At 42.2% G+C, this 22,007-nt stretch carries 19 protein-coding genes and 1 tRNA gene; 10 read left to right on the forward strand and 10 right to left on the reverse strand.

The genetic code is table 11. The annotated features are described in order from the left end of the window. Nucleotides 1–34: 34 nt before the first annotated feature. The 3 genes from DC077_RS06325 to DC077_RS06335 all read right to left on the reverse strand — a co-directional run bounded on the left by DC077_RS06325 (nucleotide 35) and on the right by DC077_RS06335 (nucleotide 2,157). Nucleotides 35–1,012 carry a TAXI family TRAP transporter solute-binding subunit gene (locus DC077_RS06325; protein WP_109201606.1) on the reverse strand — a complete coding sequence of 326 codons (978 nt, stop codon included), beginning with the start codon at nucleotides 1,010–1,012 and terminating at the stop codon, nucleotides 35–37. A 76-nt stretch (nucleotides 1,013–1,088) separates the two neighbouring features. Continuing rightward, nucleotides 1,089–1,165, reverse strand: a tRNA-Asn gene (locus DC077_RS06330). 158 nt (nucleotides 1,166–1,323) lie between these two features. Next, entirely contained in the window at nucleotides 1,324–2,157 is an 834-nt protein-coding gene (locus tag DC077_RS06335) for a transporter associated domain-containing protein (protein WP_109201605.1), read from the reverse strand. A 268-nt stretch (nucleotides 2,158–2,425) separates the two neighbouring features. Here DC077_RS06335 and mrcB point away from each other — a divergent pair, with 268 nt between their 5' ends. The 4 genes from mrcB (at nucleotide 2,426) to DC077_RS06355 (ending at nucleotide 9,894) form a co-directional block, all read left to right on the forward strand. Then, nucleotides 2,426–4,783: a penicillin-binding protein 1B gene (gene mrcB, locus DC077_RS06340; RefSeq protein WP_239990351.1), complete on the forward strand. Its 2,358-nt coding sequence runs from the start codon at nucleotides 2,426–2,428 to the stop codon at nucleotides 4,781–4,783. A gap of 120 nt (nucleotides 4,784–4,903) precedes the next feature. Further along, entirely contained in the window at nucleotides 4,904–5,620 is a 717-nt protein-coding gene (locus DC077_RS06345) for a tetratricopeptide repeat protein (protein WP_109201604.1), read from the forward strand. A gap of 212 nt (nucleotides 5,621–5,832) precedes the next feature. Further along, a complete protein-coding gene (locus tag DC077_RS06350; RefSeq protein ID WP_109201603.1) occupies nucleotides 5,833–9,165 on the forward strand; it encodes an Rne/Rng family ribonuclease in 3,333 nt (1,110 codons plus the stop codon). Nucleotides 9,166–9,312: 147 nt separating this feature from the next. Continuing rightward, nucleotides 9,313–9,894 (forward strand): peroxiredoxin, encoded by a 582-nt coding sequence (locus tag DC077_RS06355; RefSeq protein WP_109217899.1) that lies wholly within the window; start codon nucleotides 9,313–9,315, stop codon nucleotides 9,892–9,894. A gap of 184 nt (nucleotides 9,895–10,078) precedes the next feature. Here the strand turns inward: DC077_RS06355 and DC077_RS06360 are convergent, their stop codons facing one another. From DC077_RS06360 to DC077_RS06390, 7 genes are all read right to left on the reverse strand, one after another. Next, nucleotides 10,079–11,053 (reverse strand): tyrosine recombinase XerC, encoded by a 975-nt coding sequence (locus tag DC077_RS06360; RefSeq protein WP_109201602.1) that lies wholly within the window; start codon nucleotides 11,051–11,053, stop codon nucleotides 10,079–10,081. A gap of 87 nt (nucleotides 11,054–11,140) precedes the next feature. Then, complete coding sequence (locus tag DC077_RS06365) at nucleotides 11,141–12,544, reverse strand: aspartate ammonia-lyase (RefSeq protein ID WP_109201601.1); 1,404 nt, start codon at nucleotides 12,542–12,544, stop codon at nucleotides 11,141–11,143. A gap of 43 nt (nucleotides 12,545–12,587) precedes the next feature. Next, nucleotides 12,588–12,962: an RNA-binding S4 domain-containing protein gene (locus DC077_RS06370; RefSeq protein WP_109201600.1), complete on the reverse strand. Its 375-nt coding sequence runs from the start codon at nucleotides 12,960–12,962 to the stop codon at nucleotides 12,588–12,590. Nucleotides 12,963–13,120: 158 nt separating this feature from the next. Continuing rightward, nucleotides 13,121–13,384, reverse strand: a complete 264-nt coding sequence (gene minE, locus DC077_RS06375; RefSeq protein WP_094567629.1) for a cell division topological specificity factor MinE — start codon at nucleotides 13,382–13,384, stop codon at nucleotides 13,121–13,123. A 2-nt stretch (nucleotides 13,385–13,386) separates the two neighbouring features. Continuing rightward, entirely contained in the window at nucleotides 13,387–14,196 is an 810-nt protein-coding gene (gene minD / locus DC077_RS06380; RefSeq protein WP_094567712.1) for a septum site-determining protein MinD, read from the reverse strand. 742 nt (nucleotides 14,197–14,938) lie between these two features. Next, on the reverse strand, nucleotides 14,939–15,703 hold the full coding sequence (gene minC, locus DC077_RS06385; RefSeq protein WP_109201599.1) for a septum site-determining protein MinC: 765 nt from the start codon (nucleotides 15,701–15,703) through the stop codon (nucleotides 14,939–14,941). 32 nt (nucleotides 15,704–15,735) lie between these two features. Beyond that, nucleotides 15,736–16,218 carry an FKBP-type peptidyl-prolyl cis-trans isomerase gene (locus DC077_RS06390; RefSeq protein WP_109201598.1) on the reverse strand — a complete coding sequence of 161 codons (483 nt, stop codon included), beginning with the start codon at nucleotides 16,216–16,218 and terminating at the stop codon, nucleotides 15,736–15,738. A 145-nt stretch (nucleotides 16,219–16,363) separates the two neighbouring features. Between DC077_RS06390 and rpiA the strand changes: the two genes are divergently transcribed. The 6 genes from rpiA (at nucleotide 16,364) to DC077_RS06420 (ending at nucleotide 21,739) form a co-directional block, all read left to right on the forward strand. Beyond that, nucleotides 16,364–17,029, forward strand: a complete 666-nt coding sequence (gene rpiA, locus DC077_RS06395; RefSeq protein ID WP_109201597.1) for a ribose-5-phosphate isomerase RpiA — start codon at nucleotides 16,364–16,366, stop codon at nucleotides 17,027–17,029. Nucleotides 17,030–17,307: 278 nt separating this feature from the next. Beyond that, nucleotides 17,308–17,934, forward strand: coding sequence for an LPS export ABC transporter periplasmic protein LptC (gene lptC, locus DC077_RS06400; protein ID WP_109201596.1), 627 nt, complete (start codon nucleotides 17,308–17,310; stop codon nucleotides 17,932–17,934). After that, the gene (gene lptA / locus DC077_RS06405) at nucleotides 17,924–18,448 is read left to right on the forward strand and encodes a lipopolysaccharide transport periplasmic protein LptA (RefSeq protein WP_109201595.1); all 525 of its coding nucleotides are present in this window, start codon (nucleotides 17,924–17,926) and stop codon (nucleotides 18,446–18,448) included. The genes lptC and lptA overlap by 11 nt, the downstream gene beginning before the upstream one ends. 90 nt (nucleotides 18,449–18,538) lie before the next feature. Next, nucleotides 18,539–19,261, forward strand: coding sequence for an LPS export ABC transporter ATP-binding protein (gene lptB, locus DC077_RS06410; RefSeq protein WP_109201733.1), 723 nt, complete (start codon nucleotides 18,539–18,541; stop codon nucleotides 19,259–19,261). 108 nt (nucleotides 19,262–19,369) lie between these two features. Then, nucleotides 19,370–20,785: an exodeoxyribonuclease I gene (gene sbcB / locus DC077_RS06415; protein ID WP_109201594.1), complete on the forward strand. Its 1,416-nt coding sequence runs from the start codon at nucleotides 19,370–19,372 to the stop codon at nucleotides 20,783–20,785. Nucleotides 20,786–20,821: 36 nt separating this feature from the next. Further along, entirely contained in the window at nucleotides 20,822–21,739 is a 918-nt protein-coding gene (locus DC077_RS06420; RefSeq protein ID WP_109201593.1) for an endonuclease/exonuclease/phosphatase family protein, read from the forward strand. Nucleotides 21,740–22,007: the final 268 nt, after the last annotated feature.

Genomic DNA, 22,007 nt, shown 5'->3' on the forward strand with positions numbered 1-22,007 from the left:
AGTATTGAGCCATAAAAGCGATCACACTGATCAACTAATCTAAAGTGCCTAATAATGACTCATTAGAGCGCATAGTCACCCCTTCTGTTGCCAATTCTGCCTGAAGCTCCTCTTGAAGCTCTTCAATAATTTCATCTCCAACCTCATGAAGCGGGGTCTGAAGATTATTGTAATTGAGGAGAATAGAGGCTTCTGTGACAGGAAGAGAGCGGTTATATTCAAGCTCATCGATAAAGCTGCTCATTAGCGCCTCAAGCTCATCACTATCATAACGGTTATTAACCGCTAATAGATGGCGAATACTGAGCGTTTCAATATCCTCTGGGATACGCCAATAGAACTCCTTAGGAACAACCGTTTTATAGAAATACCGATGCTTTTGGAAGAAGTTTTTAGGAAGTGCTGCAACGATTGAGAGAGGCTCGCCACCACAAAGGGTATTGATCTGTCGAACAATTCGACTTGGATGCGCACCCGTTACAAATGCCACATTGATCTCAAAACTACAAAAATCATCAATCAGTGCTTGTGATGAGAAATGGCGAAGCGGGAGCTTTTTACGATTAATATTCATCGCCTTTAAGACATCAGCTAATACCTTTGTCTGAGTAGGCTGATCGAGTACACCAAAATTTTGCCCATCAGAAAAGAGTTCATCACGAGAGATCCCCCTAGCCACAACCGTAAAGGCCTGATGATAGAGAGGCAATACTAACTGGAAATCTTTTGCTAATGATTCATTGTAAAACTGCTCAGTAGTGATAATAAAGTCATACTCTTGTAGCGCTTTTCGATCAAGATCACCCTGATCATAATAGCGCTCTAAACAGCGATGATAGGGATGAATCACCTCATAGCTCATACAGAGATGGTCACTAATTGCCCGATCGATCTCTGAAGGTGTCTGCCTTAGAATCTTAATCTCGCGGCGATCATGATCATCACCTAATAGGAGCTCTCCACTCCAACCCCAAAAACAGACCATTAGGATTACTATAAAAAACTGTCTCATCAATCCTCTCTTATCTAAATTTAAGAGCTATTGAATAAAAAAAGCCCGAATCAGCTGATCCGGGCTTTTCTTAATTTGGCTCCTCGACCTGGGCTCGAACCAGGGACCCCTTGATTAACAGTCAAGTGCTACTACCAACTGAGCTATCGAGGAATTAAGAATTGTTATTTTAGAGAATCATCCTAACTCTGTCAAACAAAATGAGCCTGTTGTTAATTATTTATGCAATTATGCAATTTTTACACAATTTTCTAGCCACAGATAAGGAAAAGAGTGTGTCGATAACACGATGCCACTATGACACGATGATACTATGAGTTTTCCTTAAAGGTTAATTCTACCTGGCTAATATAATTTCCGGTAAAGGGGAGTATTTTAAAACACATATCATCGATCATTACCTGATCATTCTCAGCCGGGAGGCTGCCGGCAGTCTTCATAATAAGACCACTCAATGTCTCAACATCTTCCTCTTCAATATCTCGATGAAAATAGCTATTAAAGTCCTCTAACGGAATTAAGGCATCGATTCGATAGTGGTTCTCACCTAAAACCATCACCTGCTCTGCCGGCTCCTCGCAACGATCATGCTCATCATCAATATCGCCGACAATCTGCTCTAAAAGATCCTCGATTGTAATAAGACCCGAGACCGAGCCAAACTCATCAACCACAAGCGCCATATGCGTTCGCTTCATTCGAAAGTCATTGATCAGTGCAGTTACAAATTTACCTTCAGGAACATACTCTACAGGACGGATCAGTGGCTTAATATCAAGCTCTTTCTCCCCGACATAGGGTAGAAGATCTTTTGAGAGAAGCACACCGGCGATCTCTTCATGATTATCAGATAAGACGGGGAAACGGGAATGGCCCGATGCAATAATTCGCTCTAGAATGGATTCAGGTGATTCATCAATTGCAATGGTGATCATCTTTGCGCGCGGCACCATAATATCCCGCACAATCTGTTGCGACCCAGCGATAATAGCGCGAATCATCTCCATAGAATCATCACTAATTAATCCCTGATTTTTCGCCTCTTCACAATCGCGAATCAAACCTTCAATACTAATATCTTTATGTTTATCGAACCCTAGTCGTTGCAACCAAGATTCGCCTTTCCTACTACCTTCTTCAGCCATTATCTCTATTCACCTCTATAGAATTTAAATACTAATAGGCTCATTATTTTAATAAGTTAAGATTATACCGATATGACGAAAAATGCTACTAAGAAAGTTGATATAAACTATATTTTTCATTAGAGAGCGGATCTTATATAATGCAAAATCGTAAACAAAAAAGTCAAAAAGTAGATTATGCAGATCATCTCTCTGAAGATCGCGATATCTATTGAAGCCACTACTTTTTAGAGTACTCCCCTATTTCAGAGCTGGTATCCGTTATTTCATGAAAAACAAAAAAAACCATCTAACTACTGGTGAACGTGCTAATCGTGCTGTGGCATACCTTATGCGACTCATCATCTCCATTATTGTGATCGTTGCTCTTGTTACGCTCCCTATCTTTGGTTACTTTATTATCAAAGCAGATCACGAAATTACCCCCGAATTTAAAAACCGCCAATGGGCACTTCCGGCACGGGTATACGCTCGTCCTTTAGAGCTCTACACAGGTAAAGAGCTCAAGCCTAAAGAGATGCTTCAAGAGTTAGAGTGGATCCTCTATCGCTCTTCAAAGTCGTTGCGCCAACCGGGCACCTTCTATTTTGATCAAGACAATAATCGTATCTCTGTTCATACTCGCCCCTTTACCTATAGCGATGGGACAGAAGAATCTCAGCAAGTTGAGGTCAATTTTAAAAATAATCGTATCACCAGCATTAAAAACCGCTCAACAGGTGAAGAGATTCCTTTAACCCGTATTGAACCCCTCTTAATCGCTTCTATCTATCCAACACACAATGAGGATCGTATTCTCTTGAAACGAGAAGAGATTCCCCCGATGTTGATCGATACGCTTCTTGCGATGGAAGATCGTGCATATTATCAGCACTTTGGAATCAACCCTAAAGGGATTATGCGGGCGCTAGTAACCAACTTTAAAGCGGGTAAAAATGTCCAAGGGGGATCAACACTGACTCAACAGTTGATCAAAAACTACTTCCTAACGAGCGAAAAAACCTTAGAGCGTAAAATCCAAGAGATGTTTTACGCTATTGTTCTCGATTGGCGCTTCGATAAAGATGAGATTTTAGAGGCCTATGTCAATGAGATCTATCTCTCACAAGATGGAGATCGTGCGATCCATGGATTTGGACTCGCGAGTGAATTTTTCTTTGGAAAACCCGTCAACGAACTCTCTATTGGGGAGATTGCCACATTAGTTGCCGTTATTCCTAGCCCAAGTAGCTATAATCCTCGTCGTAATCCCGAGATCGCTATTAAACGTCGCAACTTAATTATTGATGTATTGGTTGAGCAGAATCTCTTAAGTGAAGAGGATGCGATTATCGTAAAAGCTGAGCCTCTTAAAATTTTAGAAAACCCACCTCCAGCAAAGACCCGCTTCCCGGCATTTATCGAGCTTGTCTATAAGCAACTCAAAGAGCAATATAGCGCCGACCAGCTCAACTCTGGGGGTTTAAGAATTTTCACAACGCTCGACCCTATCGTCCAAAATTATGCTGAACAATCGGTGATGAGTACACTCTCACGGATCGAAAAAGATCGAGGACTGACCCCCAATATTTTACAAGGATCGATCGTTATCGCTAAAAATAATACCGGTGAAATTGCCGCTATTGTTGGTGATCGTAATGTTAGACAAGCAGGATTTAACCGAGCACTCAATACAAATCGTCCCATCGGCTCTTTAGTAAAACCATTTGTCTATCTTCGTGCGTTAGAGGAGCCGAGTCGTTACTCATTGGCAACTCCGCTCGATGATGCCTCCCCCATCAATCTAGTCATTAGTGGTAAAACTTGGAGTCCTAATAACTATGATCGCCGATTACATGGCTGGGTTCCCCTTATTACCGCGCTAGCAAAATCCTATAACTTACCGGTTATTCGAGTAGGGATGGATATTGGTGTCGAGAATGTTGTCGATACGCTCTATCGCCTTGGCGTCAATCCCATCAAATATAATATTCCGGCGGTTCCCTCTTCCCTTCTCGGCTCGGTAGATCTTCCTCCTATCGAGGTGGCACAGATCTACTCAACTATCGCCAATAATGGTTATTACACACCTCTTCGCTCCATTCGCGAGGTAACAGATAGCGATAGTAAACTTCTTGCTCAGATTGAGGTTGACCCTATCCAAGCAATTGAACCGGCGCCAAACTATCTCATTACAGAAGCGATGATCGATGTCGTGAATCAAGGAACTGCCGGCTCATTACGCAATAGTCTTGGTAAAAATATTCGCGTCGCTGCAAAAACAGGGACAACCAATGATTATCGCGATAGTTGGTTTGCAGGCTTTACCGGCAACTATACTGCGGTCTCTTGGGTTGGACGCGATGATAATAAACCGATCAGACGCTTAACAGGGACTGCTGGCGCCCTGCCAATCTGGGCGGGAGCGATGAAAAACCTTCACCTTGAGAGTATCTCACAAGAGAAACCGGCCAATATTATCGATGTCGCGGTTGATCTCTCTACCGGACTCCTGCCTCCGAGAAACAACTGCCCTGATACTAAAATTAGAACGCTTCCTTTCATAGCAGGTTATCAACCTACCTATGCGAGTGAATGCTTCTACCTCCCAGAATCTCCGGAATCTGGTGGCTTTATATTTGAGTAACATCCCCCTATGTTGGAATGCAACTCTCACTGTATTACAGAGATAATCTGTGGTAAATTATAACGACTATTCATCAGTGATTATTCCATGATGCAACAGAATTTGTTTAAGGATATTTTCGTGAAAAGAAATGCCATTTTTTTAATAAGTCTATTAGTCTTAACGGCCTGTGCAGCCACAGCGCCCGAGGGAGCTCGCGTTCGTCCGATCCAAGGACAACCTTATGAGCCTAGCTTCCCTGACAATAGCGGTGCGGTTAAAGCATACGCGTTACAAGATTCACCGGTTCAAGCTCCTCAAAGTAATGAGGTTGGTTTTTTAGGTTCTCAGCAACCACAACAAATACCAACGGAGGCACCTGTATTCCCTGCCCCTTCGTCGTCTAACTGGCCTGCTACCACTACTGGTAATGCTACGCCTCAAGCGACCTTCCCGGCAGCACCTACAGCAACAGCTCCTGCTATTCCGGCACCTAACAGTGGTGTCAAGACAGCAGCGGCAACGCCTCCAGCTCCCGCAGCGCCTGTAGCGCAAACGCCTCCAGCAGCACCCTCTGGCGGTAATGCAGTAAAAGTTCTCCTCGATGATGCGCGAAAAGCAGTTCAAGAAAATCGTCTCGATAAAGCGGCTAGTTCGCTTGAAAGAGCAGTTCGCTTAGAGCCTAGAAATGCAAGTATCTGGTACGATCTTGCACAGATTCGTCTTCATCAGAAAAACTACGCTGCTGCCGAGCAGATGGCCAATAAATCTATTAGCTTTACTAAGAACGAAGATCTCATTAAACGAAATCGTCAAATTATCGCGGCAGCGCAAAGTGCTCGCTCAGCGGGTAACTAGATCGCCCAGATAATTGAATAGTTCATTTAAAACGTAAGCTTGATCTAGCCCATTTGACTGATCGTCTCTTGGGCTACATCTGCATTGAAGAATAATAAATAATAATTTTTGAGCAATAGAGATCTTTCTTTCCTGCGTTTTCTGCTCTCCTACAAGGATAGGATGGGGCGATAACGCTTGTAAGCAACCTCTATTTCTCTACTGGAGAAAAAATGAAGCGGATGCTAATTAATGCAACTCAACAAGAAGAGATGCGAGTTGCCCTTGTTGATGGACAACACCTATATGATTTAGATATTGAAAATGTGGCCACAAAACAGAAAAAGGCTAATATTTACAAAGGTAAAATCACCCGAATTGAGCCCTCTCTTGAGGCTTGCTTTGTCGATTATGGTTCTGAGCGACATGGCTTTTTACCCTTTAAAGAGATCTCTAAAGAGTACTTTAAGAACCCTCAAGATCATCAGATGGCAGTAAAAGATCAGCTTGAAGAGGGCTTAGAGCTAATTATTCAAGTAGAACGCGAAGAGCGGGGAAACAAAGGGGCCGCCCTTACCACCTATATCTCCCTTGCAGGACGCTATCTTGTCTTAATGCCCAATAACCCCCGCGCAGGCGGTGTTTCACGCCGCATATCGGGTAAGAGCCGCGCAGAAATTCGCGATGCAATGGCTGATTTAATTGTTCCTGAAGAGATGGGACTTATCGTTCGTACAGCAGGAATGGGAAGAACCTCAGAAGAGCTACAGTGGGATCTCGACTATCTCATTATGCTCTGGGAAGCGATTCAAGATGCCGGCAAACAACATTCTGCGCCTCTTCTTATTTTCCAAGAGAGTAATATCATTATCCGTGCGCTTCGCGACTACTATCGAAGCGACATCGGTGAGATCTTAATCGATGATGAAGAGGTCTTTAAAGAGGCGGAAGTCTTCATCAACACGATCATGCCCCAAATTGGCGACAAAATTAAGCTCTACGATGACCAAATTCCTCTCTTTACAAGATTCCAGGTTGAATCTCAGATTCAAACGGCTTATGAGCGCAATGTCCGTCTACCATCGGGCGGAGCACTTGTCTTTGATCATACGGAAGCGCTCGTCTCAATCGATATCAACTCAGGTCGCTCAACAAAAGGGGCGGATATTGAAGATACTGCGCTTAACACCAACCTTGAAGCAGCTGAAGAGATTGCAAGACAATTAAAACTTCGCGATTTAGGGGGATTGGTTGTTATTGACTTTATCGACATGCTCGATAGCAAAAATCAGCGTAAAGTTGAATCAGCACTTCATGATGCCCTCGCTTCAGATAGAGCGAGAATTCAAGTAGGTCAAATCTCACGTTTTGGGCTTCTTGAGATGTCACGTCAAAGATTACGTCCATCACTTGATGAGACCTCCCATATTGTCTGCCCTCGCTGCGAAGGACAAGGGACAATTCGCGATACCAAATCATTAGCATTAGGAATTTTACGCCTGATTGAAGAGGAGTGTTTAAAAGAGCGCACCTCAGAATTAGTGATTCAAGTCCCGGTAAATGTCGCAGTCTATCTCTTAAATGAGAAACGTGCAGATGTTGAGGATATTGAAACTCGCCTTAAAGTACGCGTGATCGTGATTCCCGATACTGAGCTTGAAACACCACACTTTAAGATGACCCGTTATCGCATCAATGATGAAGAGACCGGCGCTGACAGTGAAGCACATATCATCAAAGAAGAGCTTACGATCGATGATATTCGCAATCAAGCGGTGATCGCTAATAAGAAGATGATTGAAAAACCGGCTGTTTCCGGAATCTCTCCAATGGCGCCTCCACCGAAGGTAGAAGAGGTTGCTCCCATAGCAGAGAAAACCTTTATCCAAAAAACAGAGGCGGCTTTAAGCTCAATCTTCAACTATGTAAAAGCACTCTTCAACAAAACAACAGAGAGCGACAATCAAGGCGGGAAGAAGAAAAAAGAGGAGAAAAATCCTCGCAATGAGCAGCGCAATAATCGCAATCGTGATCAACAGCGCAATAATCGCGGTCGCAATAATCAGCAGCGCCAGCGTAATCAACGCCATAATCATCCTAGTCGCAATACCATTGAGACAGTCGAGCGTGAAGTTGATGTAAATGCGGAATTCAATCAAACAGCTCAACAAAATGAGCCTAAAGAGAGCAATCGCCGTAATAATCAAAATCAACAACAGAATCAACAGCAAGAGCGCAATAACCAAAATCAGCGTCGTAATCAACAAAGTCGAGCTCAGCAAGAGACTCAAAGCGGACAAGAGAAACAGCGAGAGCGTAATGATCGTAAAAACACTCGCAATGAGGCGGATCATGAGAAAAACCAACCTTCAACTCAAACGCAACAGGTAGCCGATAAAAATACGCAAACCCGCGACAATGATCGAAGCAATGATCGAGGTAACGAAAACGTTCAACGTAATAATGAAAAAGAGCGTAATGAGCGTCAAAATGAGCGCCAAAATCAACGCCAAAAGCGTCGCGAAGAGAGTATTGATGAAGCTCGTAAAGAGCAGCCTGAAGAGCGCAAAGAGAATCAATCTGAAGAGCGATCAGAAGAGAGAGCACCTCGTCAACGCAATCGTCGTGATCGCGATCAACGATCTGATGCCAAAAAAGCAACAAGAAATAACCGAACTAAAGAGGAAGAGGTTATTGAGGTAAAAGTGGGCGAAGAGATTCGTCAACGAGTTGTTAGAACAGGTCGTCCGAGAGTCGCTAAAGAGGAGCTAGCACAACCAAAACAGGTTGAAGCGGTAGAAGAGAATACGCAAGTGACCGAAAAAGTTGAGCCCAAGACAAAAGCTGTGGTCTCTGAAAAAGTGGATGAAGGACAAAAGCCCGAGAACCAATCTTCAAAGGTCGAAAATAAAGCTGACGATCAAGTGATCGGCAAGCAGACCCCTGAAAAAGAGGTGGCAGCATCTAAAAAAGCAGATCAAGCAACAGAGGCTACTGATACCCCTCAAAAGTCACTTACTGACAAGGCTCCAACAGAGAAGATTGATCGAGAAGTAGAAAGCTCAGAGGGAGCGCCGAAAGCCCAAGAGAAGCATGAAAAAAGAGATCAGAAACAGAATGAGTCTGAAAATAGAAGTACAACTCAAGAGTCATCTGCCGAAGAGAAGAAAACTCCGGTGAAAGAGATCCCGTCAGAGTCTCAAGTCTCACCAGAAGCTTCTGATGTGAAGATCACAGAGACAGAGCCGACATCTAAGGGAGAGAAGGAAGCAACGACTGCAACAGTAGAAGCTGCTCACCATGAGATAAAAGCGCCAAAAGTAGAGCAACCTACAACTCAATCTCCTGCCGAGGTCAAAGAGAACGCTGAGATTGAAGCATCAAAAAAGGTTGAAGTAGAGAAGAAACCAGCCGCTGCCTTAACTGCCCCACAAAAGGAAACAGATCAGGAAGCGACAAAGGAAATACACTCGGAAAAAGTGGCAGAAGTTCAGATTCAGACAGGTGAAAATGAGATCGAAAAAATCGCCGATAGTGAGGTAAATAGAGCCTCATTGCGTGATTAAGATTATCTATAAGAGCCTTTCGATAATTCAATGAGCCTTTTCATTGAATTATCGAGTCAAAGCCCCTATTATAAATAGTGTAACGAGATCGAGATACTTCTTGCTCTCACCGAATTCCGAATCACTTTCAATATAAAGGAGTTTTCAATGACTTTTGATACAGACTTTACTTATCGTATTCCTAAAACTGTTGGCAATACTTTAGAAGCATTTGAAGTTGTTGCAGCAAAACCTGGTTTTAACAACCCAGAAGAGAATGGTGTTTCTGCTTTTGAAACAATCACAGAAAAATCATTCCCAGGTAAGTGGAAAATTATCTACTTCTATCCAAAAGACTTTACATTTGTCTGCCCAACAGAGATCGTTGAGTTTGATAAAATCGCTAAAGAATTTGAAGACCGTGATGCTGTACTTATGGGCGGATCTACAGATAACGAATTCTGTAAATTAGCTTGGAGACGCGCACATCCAGATTTAGATAAATTAGGCCACTACTCATTTGCTGACCCAGCAGGTGATTTAGTTGACATGCTTGGTGTTCGTGATGAAGAGTCTGGCGTTTGCTTACGTGCAACATTTATCGTAGACCCACACAACGTTATCCAACACGTGTCTGTAAACCCAGACAGCGTTGGTCGTAACGTTCCTGAAGTTTTACGTATCCTTGATGCACTTCAAACTGATGAACTCTGCCCATGTAACCGTCCTGTAGGTGGTGAAACTCTCTAATTCCTCTCGGAATTAAGTGAGCATCAACAAGATGGCGATAGCACATAGCTAAGCAGTCATAAAGATCAAATAATATTTGAACAGAAAAGAGGACTACTCATTGTGAGTAGTCCTCTTCTTTTTCTATGCCTCTTCTTACGCCTCTTTTTTGTTTCCAGCCCTACTTTTCGCCCGACTTCCCCTTCTACTTCTCTTTTTTACGCTTCGCACGAGGATGCGCACTATCAAAAACCTTCGCTAAATGATTAAAATTGAGATGAGTATAGACTTGGGTTGTAGAGATATCAGCATGCCCTAATAACTCCTGCACTAACCGTATATCTTGGCTCGATTCTAAAATATGGGTTGCCATTGAATGGCGCAAAAGATGGGGATGAAGATTAATATTGACCCCACTCCTCTCTGCATAACGCTTCACCCGGCGGCTAATTTGCCGATCTGAAAGCCGTCCTCCCTTTTGAGAGATAAAGAGCGCCTCATCATCCCGATCGAGCAGTGAAGCTGCAGATAACCACTCTTGGCGAATCGACAACCACTCTTTAATCGCTATCAGTGCAACCTGACCTACAGGCACTAAACGATCCTTCCCCCCTTTACCATCAATAACTCGCACCAAATGCTCATTAAGATCGAGATGCGGCAAATTAAGCGCCGCAACCTCGGCAAGACGCAGACCACTAGAGTAGAGGAGCTCTAAAATCGCAAGATCACGCTTCTCTAACAGATCCTCCGGCGGACGATCTAAAATGGTCTTTAAGAGCTCAGCTTCTACAACTTTTGGTAAACGTTCCGCTTTCTTAGGGGGGGAGATTAACCTTGCGGGATTATAAGTCACAATCCCTTTCTCTAATAGATAGGTGAAAAAAATTCTCAAGGCGGCAAGATGAGTTTCAAGACTAGCGCTACTAAGACGCTCACGCTGCTTTCGGCGACCTCCTTTCGCCCTAAAGATCAGATATTCCCGCAATACTCGCTCATCACATTCAGGCCAAGCATCAACCTCCCGCTCTTTAAGATAGACAATCAATTGACTCAAAGCCTGCTGCTTTACCCTCACACTATGGGGAGAGTAGACCTTTTGATACCCGCTTAAAAAAAGATTCGCCTCTTGACACAAAGGCGAATCGATCTCTTTATCAATTTCAATAATATTGAACATTCTCTCTTATTTATATCTCGCTAAGAGAGGAACCTGACGTCCCCTCCTACTATGCGATCCTTAATATAGATCCTTAATATAGATCCTTTAATGTAGACCTAATGTTTTACGGAGATTTTCTAATGAGAACATCTCATCAAACTGATCTGCCCCCATTAAGCCTCTCTCTAAGACCACATCCCGGACACTCTTACCTGTCTTCGCACAGATACGACCCACAATATCCCCCTCTCCATGACCAATAATAGGGTTGAGATAGGTGATAATACCGATCGAATTAAGAATATAGTTAAGACAATAACTCTCATTCGCTGTGATGCCTGAGATACAACGATCTTGCAGAGAACGGCAGGAGTTTGTTAATAACATCATCGACTCAAATGTTGATTGTGCAATCACAGGCTCCATCGCATTAAGCTGTAGCTGCCCTGCTTCTGCAGCAGTTAAGACAGTTGTGTCATTCCCGAAAACTTTAAAGCAGGCATTATTAACAGCCTCTGGCAACACGGGATTAATTTTTGCCGGCATAATCGAACTTCCTGCTTGTAACTCAGGAAGATTGATCTCTTTCAATCCTGCACGAGGACCCGATGAAAGAAGACGAAGATCATTTGCCATTTTTGATAATTTAACAGCAAAACCTTTTAATGCAGAATGGAAGTAGACAAAATCAGAAAGATCTGATGTTGCTGCAATAAGGTCATCCGCCGGCTTGAAGGGGAATCCCGTTATTTCTGAAAGGTAGTGAGCCGCAAGCTCAGCGTAACCATCTGGCGTATTGATTCCCGTACCGATCGCTGTCCCACCTAAGTTAATCGAGAGCAACGTTTGTCGAGCAAGTTTTAAATAATCGATGCCCGTTTTAATCTGATACGCAAATGCGCCAAACTCCATTCCTAAAGTCATAGGTACAGCATCTTGTAACTGTGTCCGCCCCATCTTCAAGACTTCAGAAAACTCCTTCTCCTTCTCCTTCAACCCTTGGTATAGATAATCTGCCGCTTCAATTAATGCCTCAGATACTTTATAAAAAGCGACCCGCATTCCTGTTGGATACGCATCATTTGTCGACTGAGATTCATTAACATGGTCATTAGGATTAATAACATCATAACGCCCCTTCTCAAGTCCTAGCGTTTCAAGTGCAAGGTTGGCAATCACTTCATTCACATTCATATTGAGTGAAGTACCCGCGCCCCCTTGGAATGCATCAATAGGGAAATGCATATAGTAAGTATCATCCTTTAGAAGGAGATCACATGCCGCAATAATTGCATGACCCACCTCCGGCTTGATAGCTCCTAAATCCATATTCGCCTTTGCTGCTGCTTTTTTTACTGCTGCTAAGCCATAAATAAATTGTGGATTATCTCGGTTCTTCTGGGTTGAAATGGTGAAGTTATTGATTGCTCGCTGGGTGTGGATGCCGTAGTAAGCATCACTTGGTACTAATAATTCCCCTAACAAATCAACTTCTGACCGATAACCCATTTTCTTTCTCTCCACTTGATATACGTCACTAAACGTATTTATATTACGATTTAAAATATTTCCCTTGTTTCACGTCTCTTAAACGTTTTTTATCTCGACTGCTCCTCGATTCTGAGTGAGGCTGCGGAGATAATCTGCGAAGCTCACGCTCGTGCTCTCTTCGAGCAATACTCACCTCTGTCTCTTGATACATTGTCATTGCTACAGATGCTGGACCGCGCTGCTCGATAAGCAAGCACACTTCGACTTCGTAGATCACTTGTAACTTTCTTATCGTTACCAAATCACCTACGACGATAACTCTAGAAGGCTTGGCCTCAATGCCATTGACTTTTACGCGCCCTTTATTAATCTCATCCGTAGCAAGACGGCGAGTCTTATAAAATCGGGCGGCCCATAACCATTTATCTAGACGCATAAGTTTTCTTCACACTATTTTGTTATATTAGATCAAAAAAAAAATTGCAAGCTTTAACGAAAAAATAGCCGTATTTTCCAATACGGCTACTTTATTATCAATAAGTTATCGACCTTTTTGCTCAGATAATGATCTACCGCAGTAGTACAGAATATCACCTATTTTTCATCATCCGACAAAACGATATTTAACTCTAAAACGTCACAGTCTCCGTCGCGTTCCATCGCTATATTGATCTGCTCAGATTCAACTGGCAAATAGCGACGAACAACTTCCAATATATCTCGTTGAAGATCTTGCATAAAATCTGGATTTCCATCCATATTCTTTACACGTTCATGCGCAACAATAATCTGTAAGCGCTCTTTTGCAATCGATGCCGTATTTGATCTACGACGCTTGCCGAACAACAGCTGAAACATCTCTAACCTCCAAAAATCCGTCCAAAGAAGCCTCTCTTAGGCGCTTCAATAAAACGATGAGGGAGATCTTTTCCAAGAAAACGCTCAACAATGTCATTAAAGGCTTGTCCTGCATCTGACTCTTCATTCATAATCACAGGTTCCCCTGAGTTAGAGCATTGCAATACGGCCTGAGACTCTGGAACCACTCCTAAAAGGGGAATACCAAGAATATCTAAAATATCATTAACAGAGAGCATATCACCATTCGCTGCACGTGTTGGGTTATAGCGATTGATCACAAGGTGCTGATTAACCTCTTTACCCTCTTCTGCTCTCTTTGTTTTGCTTGCAAGAATTCCTAAAATTCGGTCAGAGTCACGAACTGAGGAGACCTCTGGATTGGTTGTTACGATAGCATCATCTGCAAAATACATTGCAAGCTGTGCACCCTTCTCAATACCGGCTGGTGAGTCACAGATGATAAATTCAAATCCCATACCATCAAGCTCCTTCATCACCTTCTCAACACCCTCTTTTGTGAGGGCATCTTTATCGCGTGTTTGAGAAGCGGGAAGAATGTAGAGATTTTCAAGACGACGATCTTTAATCAATGTTTGTGCCAATGAAGCCTCATCATTCACAACATTCACAAAGTCATATACGACACGACGTTCACAACCCATGATTAGGTCTAAGTTACGCAAACCTACATCAAAGTCGATCACTGCGGTCTTATGTCCATTCTTTGCAAGCCCTGCTGCAATGCTCGCACTCGTCGTCGTTTTACCTACACCACCCTTACCGGATGTTACAACTATGATTCTTGCCACTCGTGCCCCCACATACAAATTCTATCTATTTAGATTACCTAATTAAAATTCTTAAGAAATATTAAATTCTTGTAAAGAATTTTCGAGAGAATTACTCTCCCATTTATTGAGCCTTTGCGCTACTCTTTTCTCTACTTTAATCAAGAAAAATCAAATAATGAACCTTTAGGATCCATTATGGCAAAGGAGCTATCGCTTCTATTTATCATTCTTCTATATCATAAATTTAAACGATAAGTGATCATGATACTAATAATATAGCGATAAATAATAGCGATACGAATAGAGGTATCGATAAAAATATTCGATAATATTCGATAATATTCGATAAAGATACCAATAAACAAAATAGCTATAGAAGATACAATATACCTTAAACTAACGTCTAATTAATAATCATTTATAGCTACTTATAGCTATTTATAAGTATGTTTATAAATTTATAACCATTACATAAACATTCCATAACTATTACATAAATATCTCTGATGCATTAGGGATATTTAGTAAGACTTAGTAATATAGAGTCATAATATAGAGCTTAAGCATCATGATGCAACTGATTCCTTGATACAGCTGATTAATATCACAACTTGATCACAACTCTATAATCATAACTTGCTAATATTAATCTTAACCACTTATTACTATCTACTTGATTATCGTTGGTGTGACTGCCGCTATTAAAACAGTAACTCAATAATCATTATCAATAGAGTGCTCCTTCGAGCATCTATCAATATCACTTAATTAATTGCTCGATCTTTAATTCATCTTGATCAAGATAGATCTGCACCGTTTTGCCTCGTAATTCAGAAGGAATATCCTCTTGCATTCGATAAAAACCAGCAATCGCCACCAATTCAGCTTCAAGCGATTGGCAGAAGATTCTTGCAGATCGATTCCCATGAATACCGGCTAAGGCTCTGCCTCTTAATGCGCCATAAACATGGATATTACCATCAACAAGAAGTTCAGCACCTTCATTGACGGAGTTGATCACAACTAAATCGCCTTGAGAGACCGTCAATTGTTGACCTGAACGCACTTGCTGAACATGCATCGTTGTCTCAATAGGCTGAATAACCTCGATCTCTTTCTCTACGACCGTTTGTTTCTCCGCATCTATAGCGGCACGATTCTGCTCCTCTAAAGCGATCTCAGCACTATTGAGTTCTATTTCACGCGCACGACCACTATTTCCCGCCAATAATGCCCACCCGGCACTACCTGCTTTAGCAATGAGATCTTCATTCGCATTTCTAAGACCGACAGGAACAAGATCCTTCGTCAATAGCAGATTTTTCAGCCAGTTTAGATCTAAGCTATTACCAACGGTAATCGCAGAGAGATCAACAATGATAGGAATACCTCTAAACAATTGAGGAGAGCTATCAATTTGTCTTGATAGCTCATCTTCTAATAATTTTAGATCTATTCCTCTCAAATAGAGAACCATCATTGTCGATAGTTCCCCCTTCAATTGATAAATTTTACTTTGAGACATAGATATTTTTTATAAATCAAAAATTTTAAAAATTAATGATCATGACCATCGGCATGAACGTGACCATGTGCAAGCTCTTGCTCTGTCGCATCACGAAGGCCGACAACCTCAACTTCAAAGTTAAGATTTTTGCCTGCCAATGGGTGATTTGCATCTAATTTAATTGTTTCATCTGAGACTGCAAGAACTCTAAATGCCTGCATTTGACCATCAGGTGTTGTACCTGTTACCTGCCAACCCACTTGAACTTCTTCATCTTCAGGGAATGCTGTACGGGGAACTTCAATAATAAAATCATCGTTTGATTCGCCATAGCCTTCAGCTGGAGAAACTGTGAATGAGAGTGTTTGCCCTTCAGCTGCACCTTCAAGCGCTTTCTCAAATCCAGGGATCATCATTCCATGCCCTTGAATGAAATCCAAAGCCTCTTGACCTTTGTTTGTATCAAGGAGCGTACCTTGGTCATCAGTGAGGGTATAAATTACGCTAACTACTTTATCTTTTGCTACTGTCATTGAATGTTCCCTTTATCGATTTTACGAGTATAATTAGTCCGTACACTATACAGCAAAGCACGTAGTATATAAACGATTAAATCCTTATCATTTGAGCGTCTAGACTACTTTCCACTTTTATTCCTAATTATTGTGACACTATATTATGAACGCACAACAACAAAAAGAAGCTGTTGCAAAAGCAGCGCTACAATATATCCCTGAAGATCAAATCTTAGGTCTAGGCACCGGCTCCACTGTCGATTGCTTAATTGCCCTGCTTCCTACGCTTCCTTTTAAGATCAAAGGGGTTGCATCGAGCTCAGAACGAACCTCAAAACAGGTCGAAGCCCTCGGCATTCCTATTGTCGATCTTGCTGATATCACACTTATCGATACTTATATTGATGGCGCCGATGAGATCAACCACAACCTGGCCATGATCAAAGGGGGCGGCGGTGCATTAACTCGTGAAAAGATCGTTGCCGCTCATGCTAATCGCTTTGTCTGTATTGCTGATCAATCAAAACTGGTAAAAACATTAGGGCAATTCCCACTCCCGATCGAAGTGATCCCGATGGCGGCACATTACGTGATGCGTAAAATGGAGCAGATGGGAGGAAGAGCTCAAATTAGAGAAGGGTTTATCACCGATAACCATAATCTCATTGTTGATGTCTCCGGCCTTAAGATCACAAGTCCTATTCAATTGGAAGCATCTATCAATCAGATCACCGGCGTAGTAACTAATGGTCTCTTTGCAGCGCGAGGGGCAGATATCCTTCTGATGGCAGATGACGCATTAAATATCCAAACATTGACTAAAAAATAATAAAACCTCTTAAAAATTATTAAAATATTTTAAAAACCATTAAAGAAGTTATTAAAATTTTATTAAAAGGTAAATAAAAGGCCATTGAAGGTCGGCGATCGTCATTGATCAGAATAACCTGATGAAATTGACGATGACTACTAAGATCGGCCTATAAAACTGCCTGATAAGATGACCTAATAAGATAATCTGATAGATAATCAGATCTTATTAGGTCTATCTCGTAAAGTCCCCAATTTCCCTGACAACCTCAGGCCGACCCTTTAAAAGGAGCCCTTATGACAACTGCAGAGATCCTCAAACGTCTCCTCTTGCTCTTTATCTTAGGCATTCTCCTCTACTTTGCATGGGTCATCTATCAAGATAGTCGTGGGCAAGAGAAAGTAGAATCAACAGATCCACAACTCTCTCTCAATGACTTTGAGGTCTTTCGATACAATAGAGAGGGAATACTTGAATATCTCCTAATAGGAGAGACCCTTGTTCATTACGATAATGCTGAAGGAGGATATTTAACCGATCCACTCCTTAAACATTACAACTTAATGGCCCTCAATGCCGATGAGCGCCCACTCAATGAACTGATCGAATGGACTGCAAAGAGCGATTTTGCTCGCTACACAGAAGATAAATCGCTGCTCACTCTTATTAAAAATGTCTATCTCCATAAACCTGATCGAGAGAAACCTGAAGATGATATGGTCATTACGACAGATCTACTCTATATTCATGATGAAGGAGATAAGGTCACAACTGATCTCTTTGTTGAATTAGAGATGCCTACACGAAAACTCTCCGGCTATGGATTAATCGGTTATCCCCGTAAAGAACACTTTACGCTCCATAGAGATGTAAAATCTACCTATATAACTGAACCAGATACAGGTCATCACGATGAAAAATAGTTTGTTAACACCGCTCTCTGCCCTCTTAAAAAAGGGCATGCCACTCCTCCTTCTTCTCAATAGTATCGCTTTAGCACTCCCGGAAGATCGAAAACTACCACTCCATATCGATGCCGACTGGTCGGAGTTCCAGAGCAGCTCCCCGACAGAACCTACCGGGATCTATCGGGGAAATGTGGTCATGGTTCAAGGAAATCTAACAATCTATGCCGATGAGGCGCATTTTCTCCTCGAAGATGGTGAATTAGAGTATATTATTGCTACCGGGGATCCGGTGAAAATTAAAGATCTTCCTAAGCCAGATGAACCTTGGGTCTTTGGTGAAGGGCAGACGCTCCGCTATTTCCCTAAACGCGCAATATTAGAGCTTGAAACCAATGCTCAAGTAGAACAGAACAAAGATATCGCGACAGCCAATAAAATTATCTACGATCTAGATACTCGAACGATTAATGCTGAAAGAAGCCCTAAAGAGCGAGTCCACTTTACCATTCAGATGGATAATCGGGACTAATAGCCTATCGCTCTATCGTATCGCTCTGATATGTTTTAGCGCAATAGAATGATTCTGAACAATCTCTTACGAGTGAAAGGTAAGCAAACAATGCTACTAACTGCACAAAATCTCATTAAACGCTTTAAGAATCGCACCGTTGTCAATGGTGCTTCATTCCATATTGAACAGGGTGAGGTCGTCGGGCTCTTAGGCCCTAATGGCGCCGGGAAAACAACCAGTTTCTATATGACCGTTGGTCTCATTACCCCAGATGAGGGTGAGGTCTTTATCGATGATAAAGAGATTACTCAAAGTCCGATGCATATCCGTGCCCAATTAGGGATCGGTTACCTCCCGCAAGAAGCATCTATCTTTAGAAAGATGAGTAGTCGCGATAATATTTTAGCAATCTGTCAAACTCGCAAAGATCTCTCGCCACAAGCACAACAAGAGCTTACCGACGAGTTACTTGAAGACTTTAAAATCACTCACATCGCAAACTCCCTAGGAATCTCCCTATCAGGTGGAGAGCGTCGCCGTGTAGAGATTGCCCGAAGCTTAGCGCTCAATCCTAAATTTCTGCTACTCGACGAACCTTTTGCCGGCGTAGATCCGCTCTCTGTCTCTGATATTCAATCGATTATTCTCCAACTCTCTAAGCGTAATATCGGTATTTTAATTACCGATCACAATATTCGTGAAACGCTCTCGATCTGCGAACGATCCTACATTTTAAGTGCCGGCACCGTTATCGCAGAAGGAGACACAGAATATCTTCTCAATCATGAAGATGTCCGTCGCGTCTATCTTGGAGAAAACTTCTCACTCTAAAGGGTCGCATCAATAGAGCCCCATCATAGATTTTGTTATCATGCTCTCTTATCGCCGCAAAGCGATAATTAAATCGCAACTCAAATAGCAATCGATAGAGGAGATGTCATGTCACCAAGCTTCTTTTTTTATGATCTTGAAACCTTTGGGATTAATCCTAAAGAGGATCGTATTGCGCAGTTTGCCGGCATTAGAACAGATGAAAACTTCAATATCATTGAAGAGCCAATCAATATCTATTGCCACCCCCCGGAAGATTATCTCCCTGATCCCAATGCGATTCTTATCACCGGCATTACCTTAGAGGAAGCTCAAGAGAAAGGGCTTTCTGAAGCTCAATTTGCTACCCAAATAGCGGAAGCATTCTCTCGACCTAATAGCTGCATCTTGGGATATAACAATATCCGCTTCGATGATGAGATGATTCGTTACCTCTTCTATCGTAACTTTATCGATCCATACGCCTATAGTTGGCAAAATGGAAATTCTCGCTGGGATCTGCTCGATATCGTTCGTGCCACTTATACCTTTCGCCCAGAAGGGATTGAGTGGCCCCAAGATGAGAAGGGGAATGTCAGCTTTAAATTAGAAAATCTCTCAAAGGCGAATCATCTCCTCCATGAGAAAGCCCATGATGCCCTCAGTGATGTCTATGCCACCATTGGAATGGCTAAATTGATCAAAGAACGGCAACCGCGCCTCTTCTCCTACTACTTCAATCATCGGCGCGCGCGAGATCTTCAACAATTAATCGATCTACAAAAACTCAAACCACTGCTTCATATCTCAGGAATGTTTGGATTAGAGCGTAATAATATCTCCATGATCACGCCGGTGCTTTTTAGCCCACAAAATCGTAATGAATTAATCTCTATCGATCTTATGGGAGAGATAGAACCACTCTTAGAACTCCCTGCAGAAACGATTAGAGAGAAGCTCTACACCCCAACCGCTGAACTGCCTGAAGGAGAGGCAAGAATTCCCCTTAAAGGCATTCATCTCAATCGTTGCCCCGTTTTAGCACCCACAGCGCTTCTCTCTACCCTCCCCTCAGATATTTTAGATCAACAACATTGCCTTAAAAATCATCAGCTTATTATCGATAATCGAGAATTGATGGAAACAAAATTGATGGAGATCTATCAAACACCACGCGACTTTGAGAGCGATCCTCACAGTGAACCGGTAGAATCACTGCTCTACCAAGGATTCTTTGAGCGTAAAGATCGTCATCAGATGGATCTAGTGCCTAAGATGAATGGCGAGGAGCTAAAGTATCATGAGTTCTATTTTGATGACCCTCGCCTCGACCCCCTTCTCTTTATCTACCGCGCACGCAATTACTTTGAAACACTCTTTGAAGATGAGCAGGAAGAGTGGCAACGTTATATCCTCCTTAAACGAGAGTATTATCGTACCCGCTATCAGCCTACCTATGAAGCGCTCTTAGAAGAGGCTACTGCGACAGACGATCACCATAAGATCGCTCTTTTACAATCGATTGGTCATTACTACCAATCATAGCGCTACCCTATTGACCTTTCCCACAAAACATCATTCATGCCACTAATACTCGATCACTCATTCGATCTCTCGATTGCTTCTTGCAATGTACAAAACCTCTATGAAGGCTCTTCTATCCAGAAACTCTTTCACTTCATTATTGCGCTTGATGATCCCCTCAATTTACCGGACATCATTGCATTGCAAGAGATCGGTGCTAAGACAAAGAGCGATCATCCAAGAGCCGAAGCGATTATCGGCGATTGGATCTGCCAACAGATAGCACAACGAAGTGGTATTCGATATCGTTATCTCGATCTTCCTCCTACAAATGAGAGTTCTGGTGGTGCCGCTGACCTCAATATTCGCCCCGCATTTCTCGTTAAAGAATCTCTCTCGGTACAACAACTACAGACGCTACCTACAATGAGCTGTTTTTCGGGTGATGAGCAGCAGTTCTTCTCGGCCTCCCGCTACCCACTTGCGCTAACGATCGATTATCATGGCCATCCTCTCATGCTGATCAACTGTCATCTCAAATCACAAAATGCAAAAACAAATCAAGATAAAAAGCGCGCACGAAAACAGCGAAATCAACAGGCACAAGCGATTTATAACTTCTATACTCAACAGCTACCTAACCACTATATTATTCTCTTAGGGGATTTTAACGATACCCCCAATAGTCAGACGCTAGAGATATTACAAAGTAAAGAATTAAGATCTATCTGGAAAGATCTTCCGGGAAGACTCTACACAACAAAGCATCGAAATCGGCCGGTAATACTAGATTATATTTTGGTTGATCATCGCCTCTCATACCATAATCCTCAAGCACATCACATCAATACCAACCTATATTACACCTTTCGCTATTCCGACCATGATCCTATCAGTGTTCAAATTAGTGCGATCCCCCCTCTCAAACCACTAGAGGAGGCATCCTCCATTTGCCACAATATCCCAAGCAAGTGATGCCAAAGGTCATTAAACAGAAGATAAAAAGTCGAAAAGGTGGGTAGATCAAATAAAATTACAACACAATGTATTCAACACCTATCCTTAGTAGCCATTCCCTCACTCATAACGAAAATAATAAGAGGAATAGCAATAAAATTAATAGACTTAATAGACTTAATAGACTTAGACTTAGACTTAGACTTAGACTTAATGAGAGTAATGAGTAGCAATGAGGGTTATGGAAGCAATCCGATTTAAAAGCCAATTTTAGGAACAGTTTCGA

It is taken from the genome of Ignatzschineria cameli (genome assembly GCF_003121895.1).
Lineage (GTDB): Bacteria > Pseudomonadota > Gammaproteobacteria > Cardiobacteriales > Wohlfahrtiimonadaceae > Ignatzschineria > Ignatzschineria cameli.

What these genes read in the sequence shown, in the direction of transcription:
- DC077_RS06335 (WP_109201605.1), bottom strand. Translation starts at nt 2,157, where the DNA reads ATGGCTGAAGAAGGTAGTAGGAAAGGCGAATCTTGGTTGCAACGACTA.
- DC077_RS06360 (WP_109201602.1), bottom strand. Translation starts at nt 11,053, where the DNA reads ATGTTCAATATTATTGAAATTGATAAAGAGATCGATTCGCCTTTGTGT.
- mrcB (WP_239990351.1), top strand. Translation starts at nt 2,426, where the DNA reads ATGAAAAACAAAAAAAACCATCTAACTACTGGTGAACGTGCTAATCGT.
- DC077_RS06370 (WP_109201600.1), bottom strand. Translation starts at nt 12,962, where the DNA reads ATGCGTCTAGATAAATGGTTATGGGCCGCCCGATTTTATAAGACTCGC.
- DC077_RS06325 (WP_109201606.1), bottom strand. Translation starts at nt 1,012, where the DNA reads ATGAGACAGTTTTTTATAGTAATCCTAATGGTCTGTTTTTGGGGTTGG.
- minC (WP_109201599.1), bottom strand. Translation starts at nt 15,703, where the DNA reads ATGTCTCAAAGTAAAATTTATCAATTGAAGGGGGAACTATCGACAATG.
- DC077_RS06390 (WP_109201598.1), bottom strand. Translation starts at nt 16,218, where the DNA reads ATGACAGTAGCAAAAGATAAAGTAGTTAGCGTAATTTATACCCTCACT.
- DC077_RS06365 (WP_109201601.1), bottom strand. Translation starts at nt 12,544, where the DNA reads ATGGGTTATCGGTCAGAAGTTGATTTGTTAGGGGAATTATTAGTACCA.
- lptC (WP_109201596.1), top strand. Translation starts at nt 17,308, where the DNA reads ATGACAACTGCAGAGATCCTCAAACGTCTCCTCTTGCTCTTTATCTTA.
- lptA (WP_109201595.1), top strand. Translation starts at nt 17,924, where the DNA reads ATGAAAAATAGTTTGTTAACACCGCTCTCTGCCCTCTTAAAAAAGGGC.
- rpiA (WP_109201597.1), top strand. Translation starts at nt 16,364, where the DNA reads ATGAACGCACAACAACAAAAAGAAGCTGTTGCAAAAGCAGCGCTACAA.
- DC077_RS06355 (WP_109217899.1), top strand. Translation starts at nt 9,313, where the DNA reads ATGACTTTTGATACAGACTTTACTTATCGTATTCCTAAAACTGTTGGC.
- sbcB (WP_109201594.1), top strand. Translation starts at nt 19,370, where the DNA reads ATGTCACCAAGCTTCTTTTTTTATGATCTTGAAACCTTTGGGATTAAT.
- minE (WP_094567629.1), bottom strand. Translation starts at nt 13,384, where the DNA reads ATGTTTCAGCTGTTGTTCGGCAAGCGTCGTAGATCAAATACGGCATCG.
- lptB (WP_109201733.1), top strand. Translation starts at nt 18,539, where the DNA reads ATGCTACTAACTGCACAAAATCTCATTAAACGCTTTAAGAATCGCACC.
- DC077_RS06420 (WP_109201593.1), top strand. Translation starts at nt 20,822, where the DNA reads ATGCCACTAATACTCGATCACTCATTCGATCTCTCGATTGCTTCTTGC.
- DC077_RS06350 (WP_109201603.1), top strand. Translation starts at nt 5,833, where the DNA reads ATGAAGCGGATGCTAATTAATGCAACTCAACAAGAAGAGATGCGAGTT.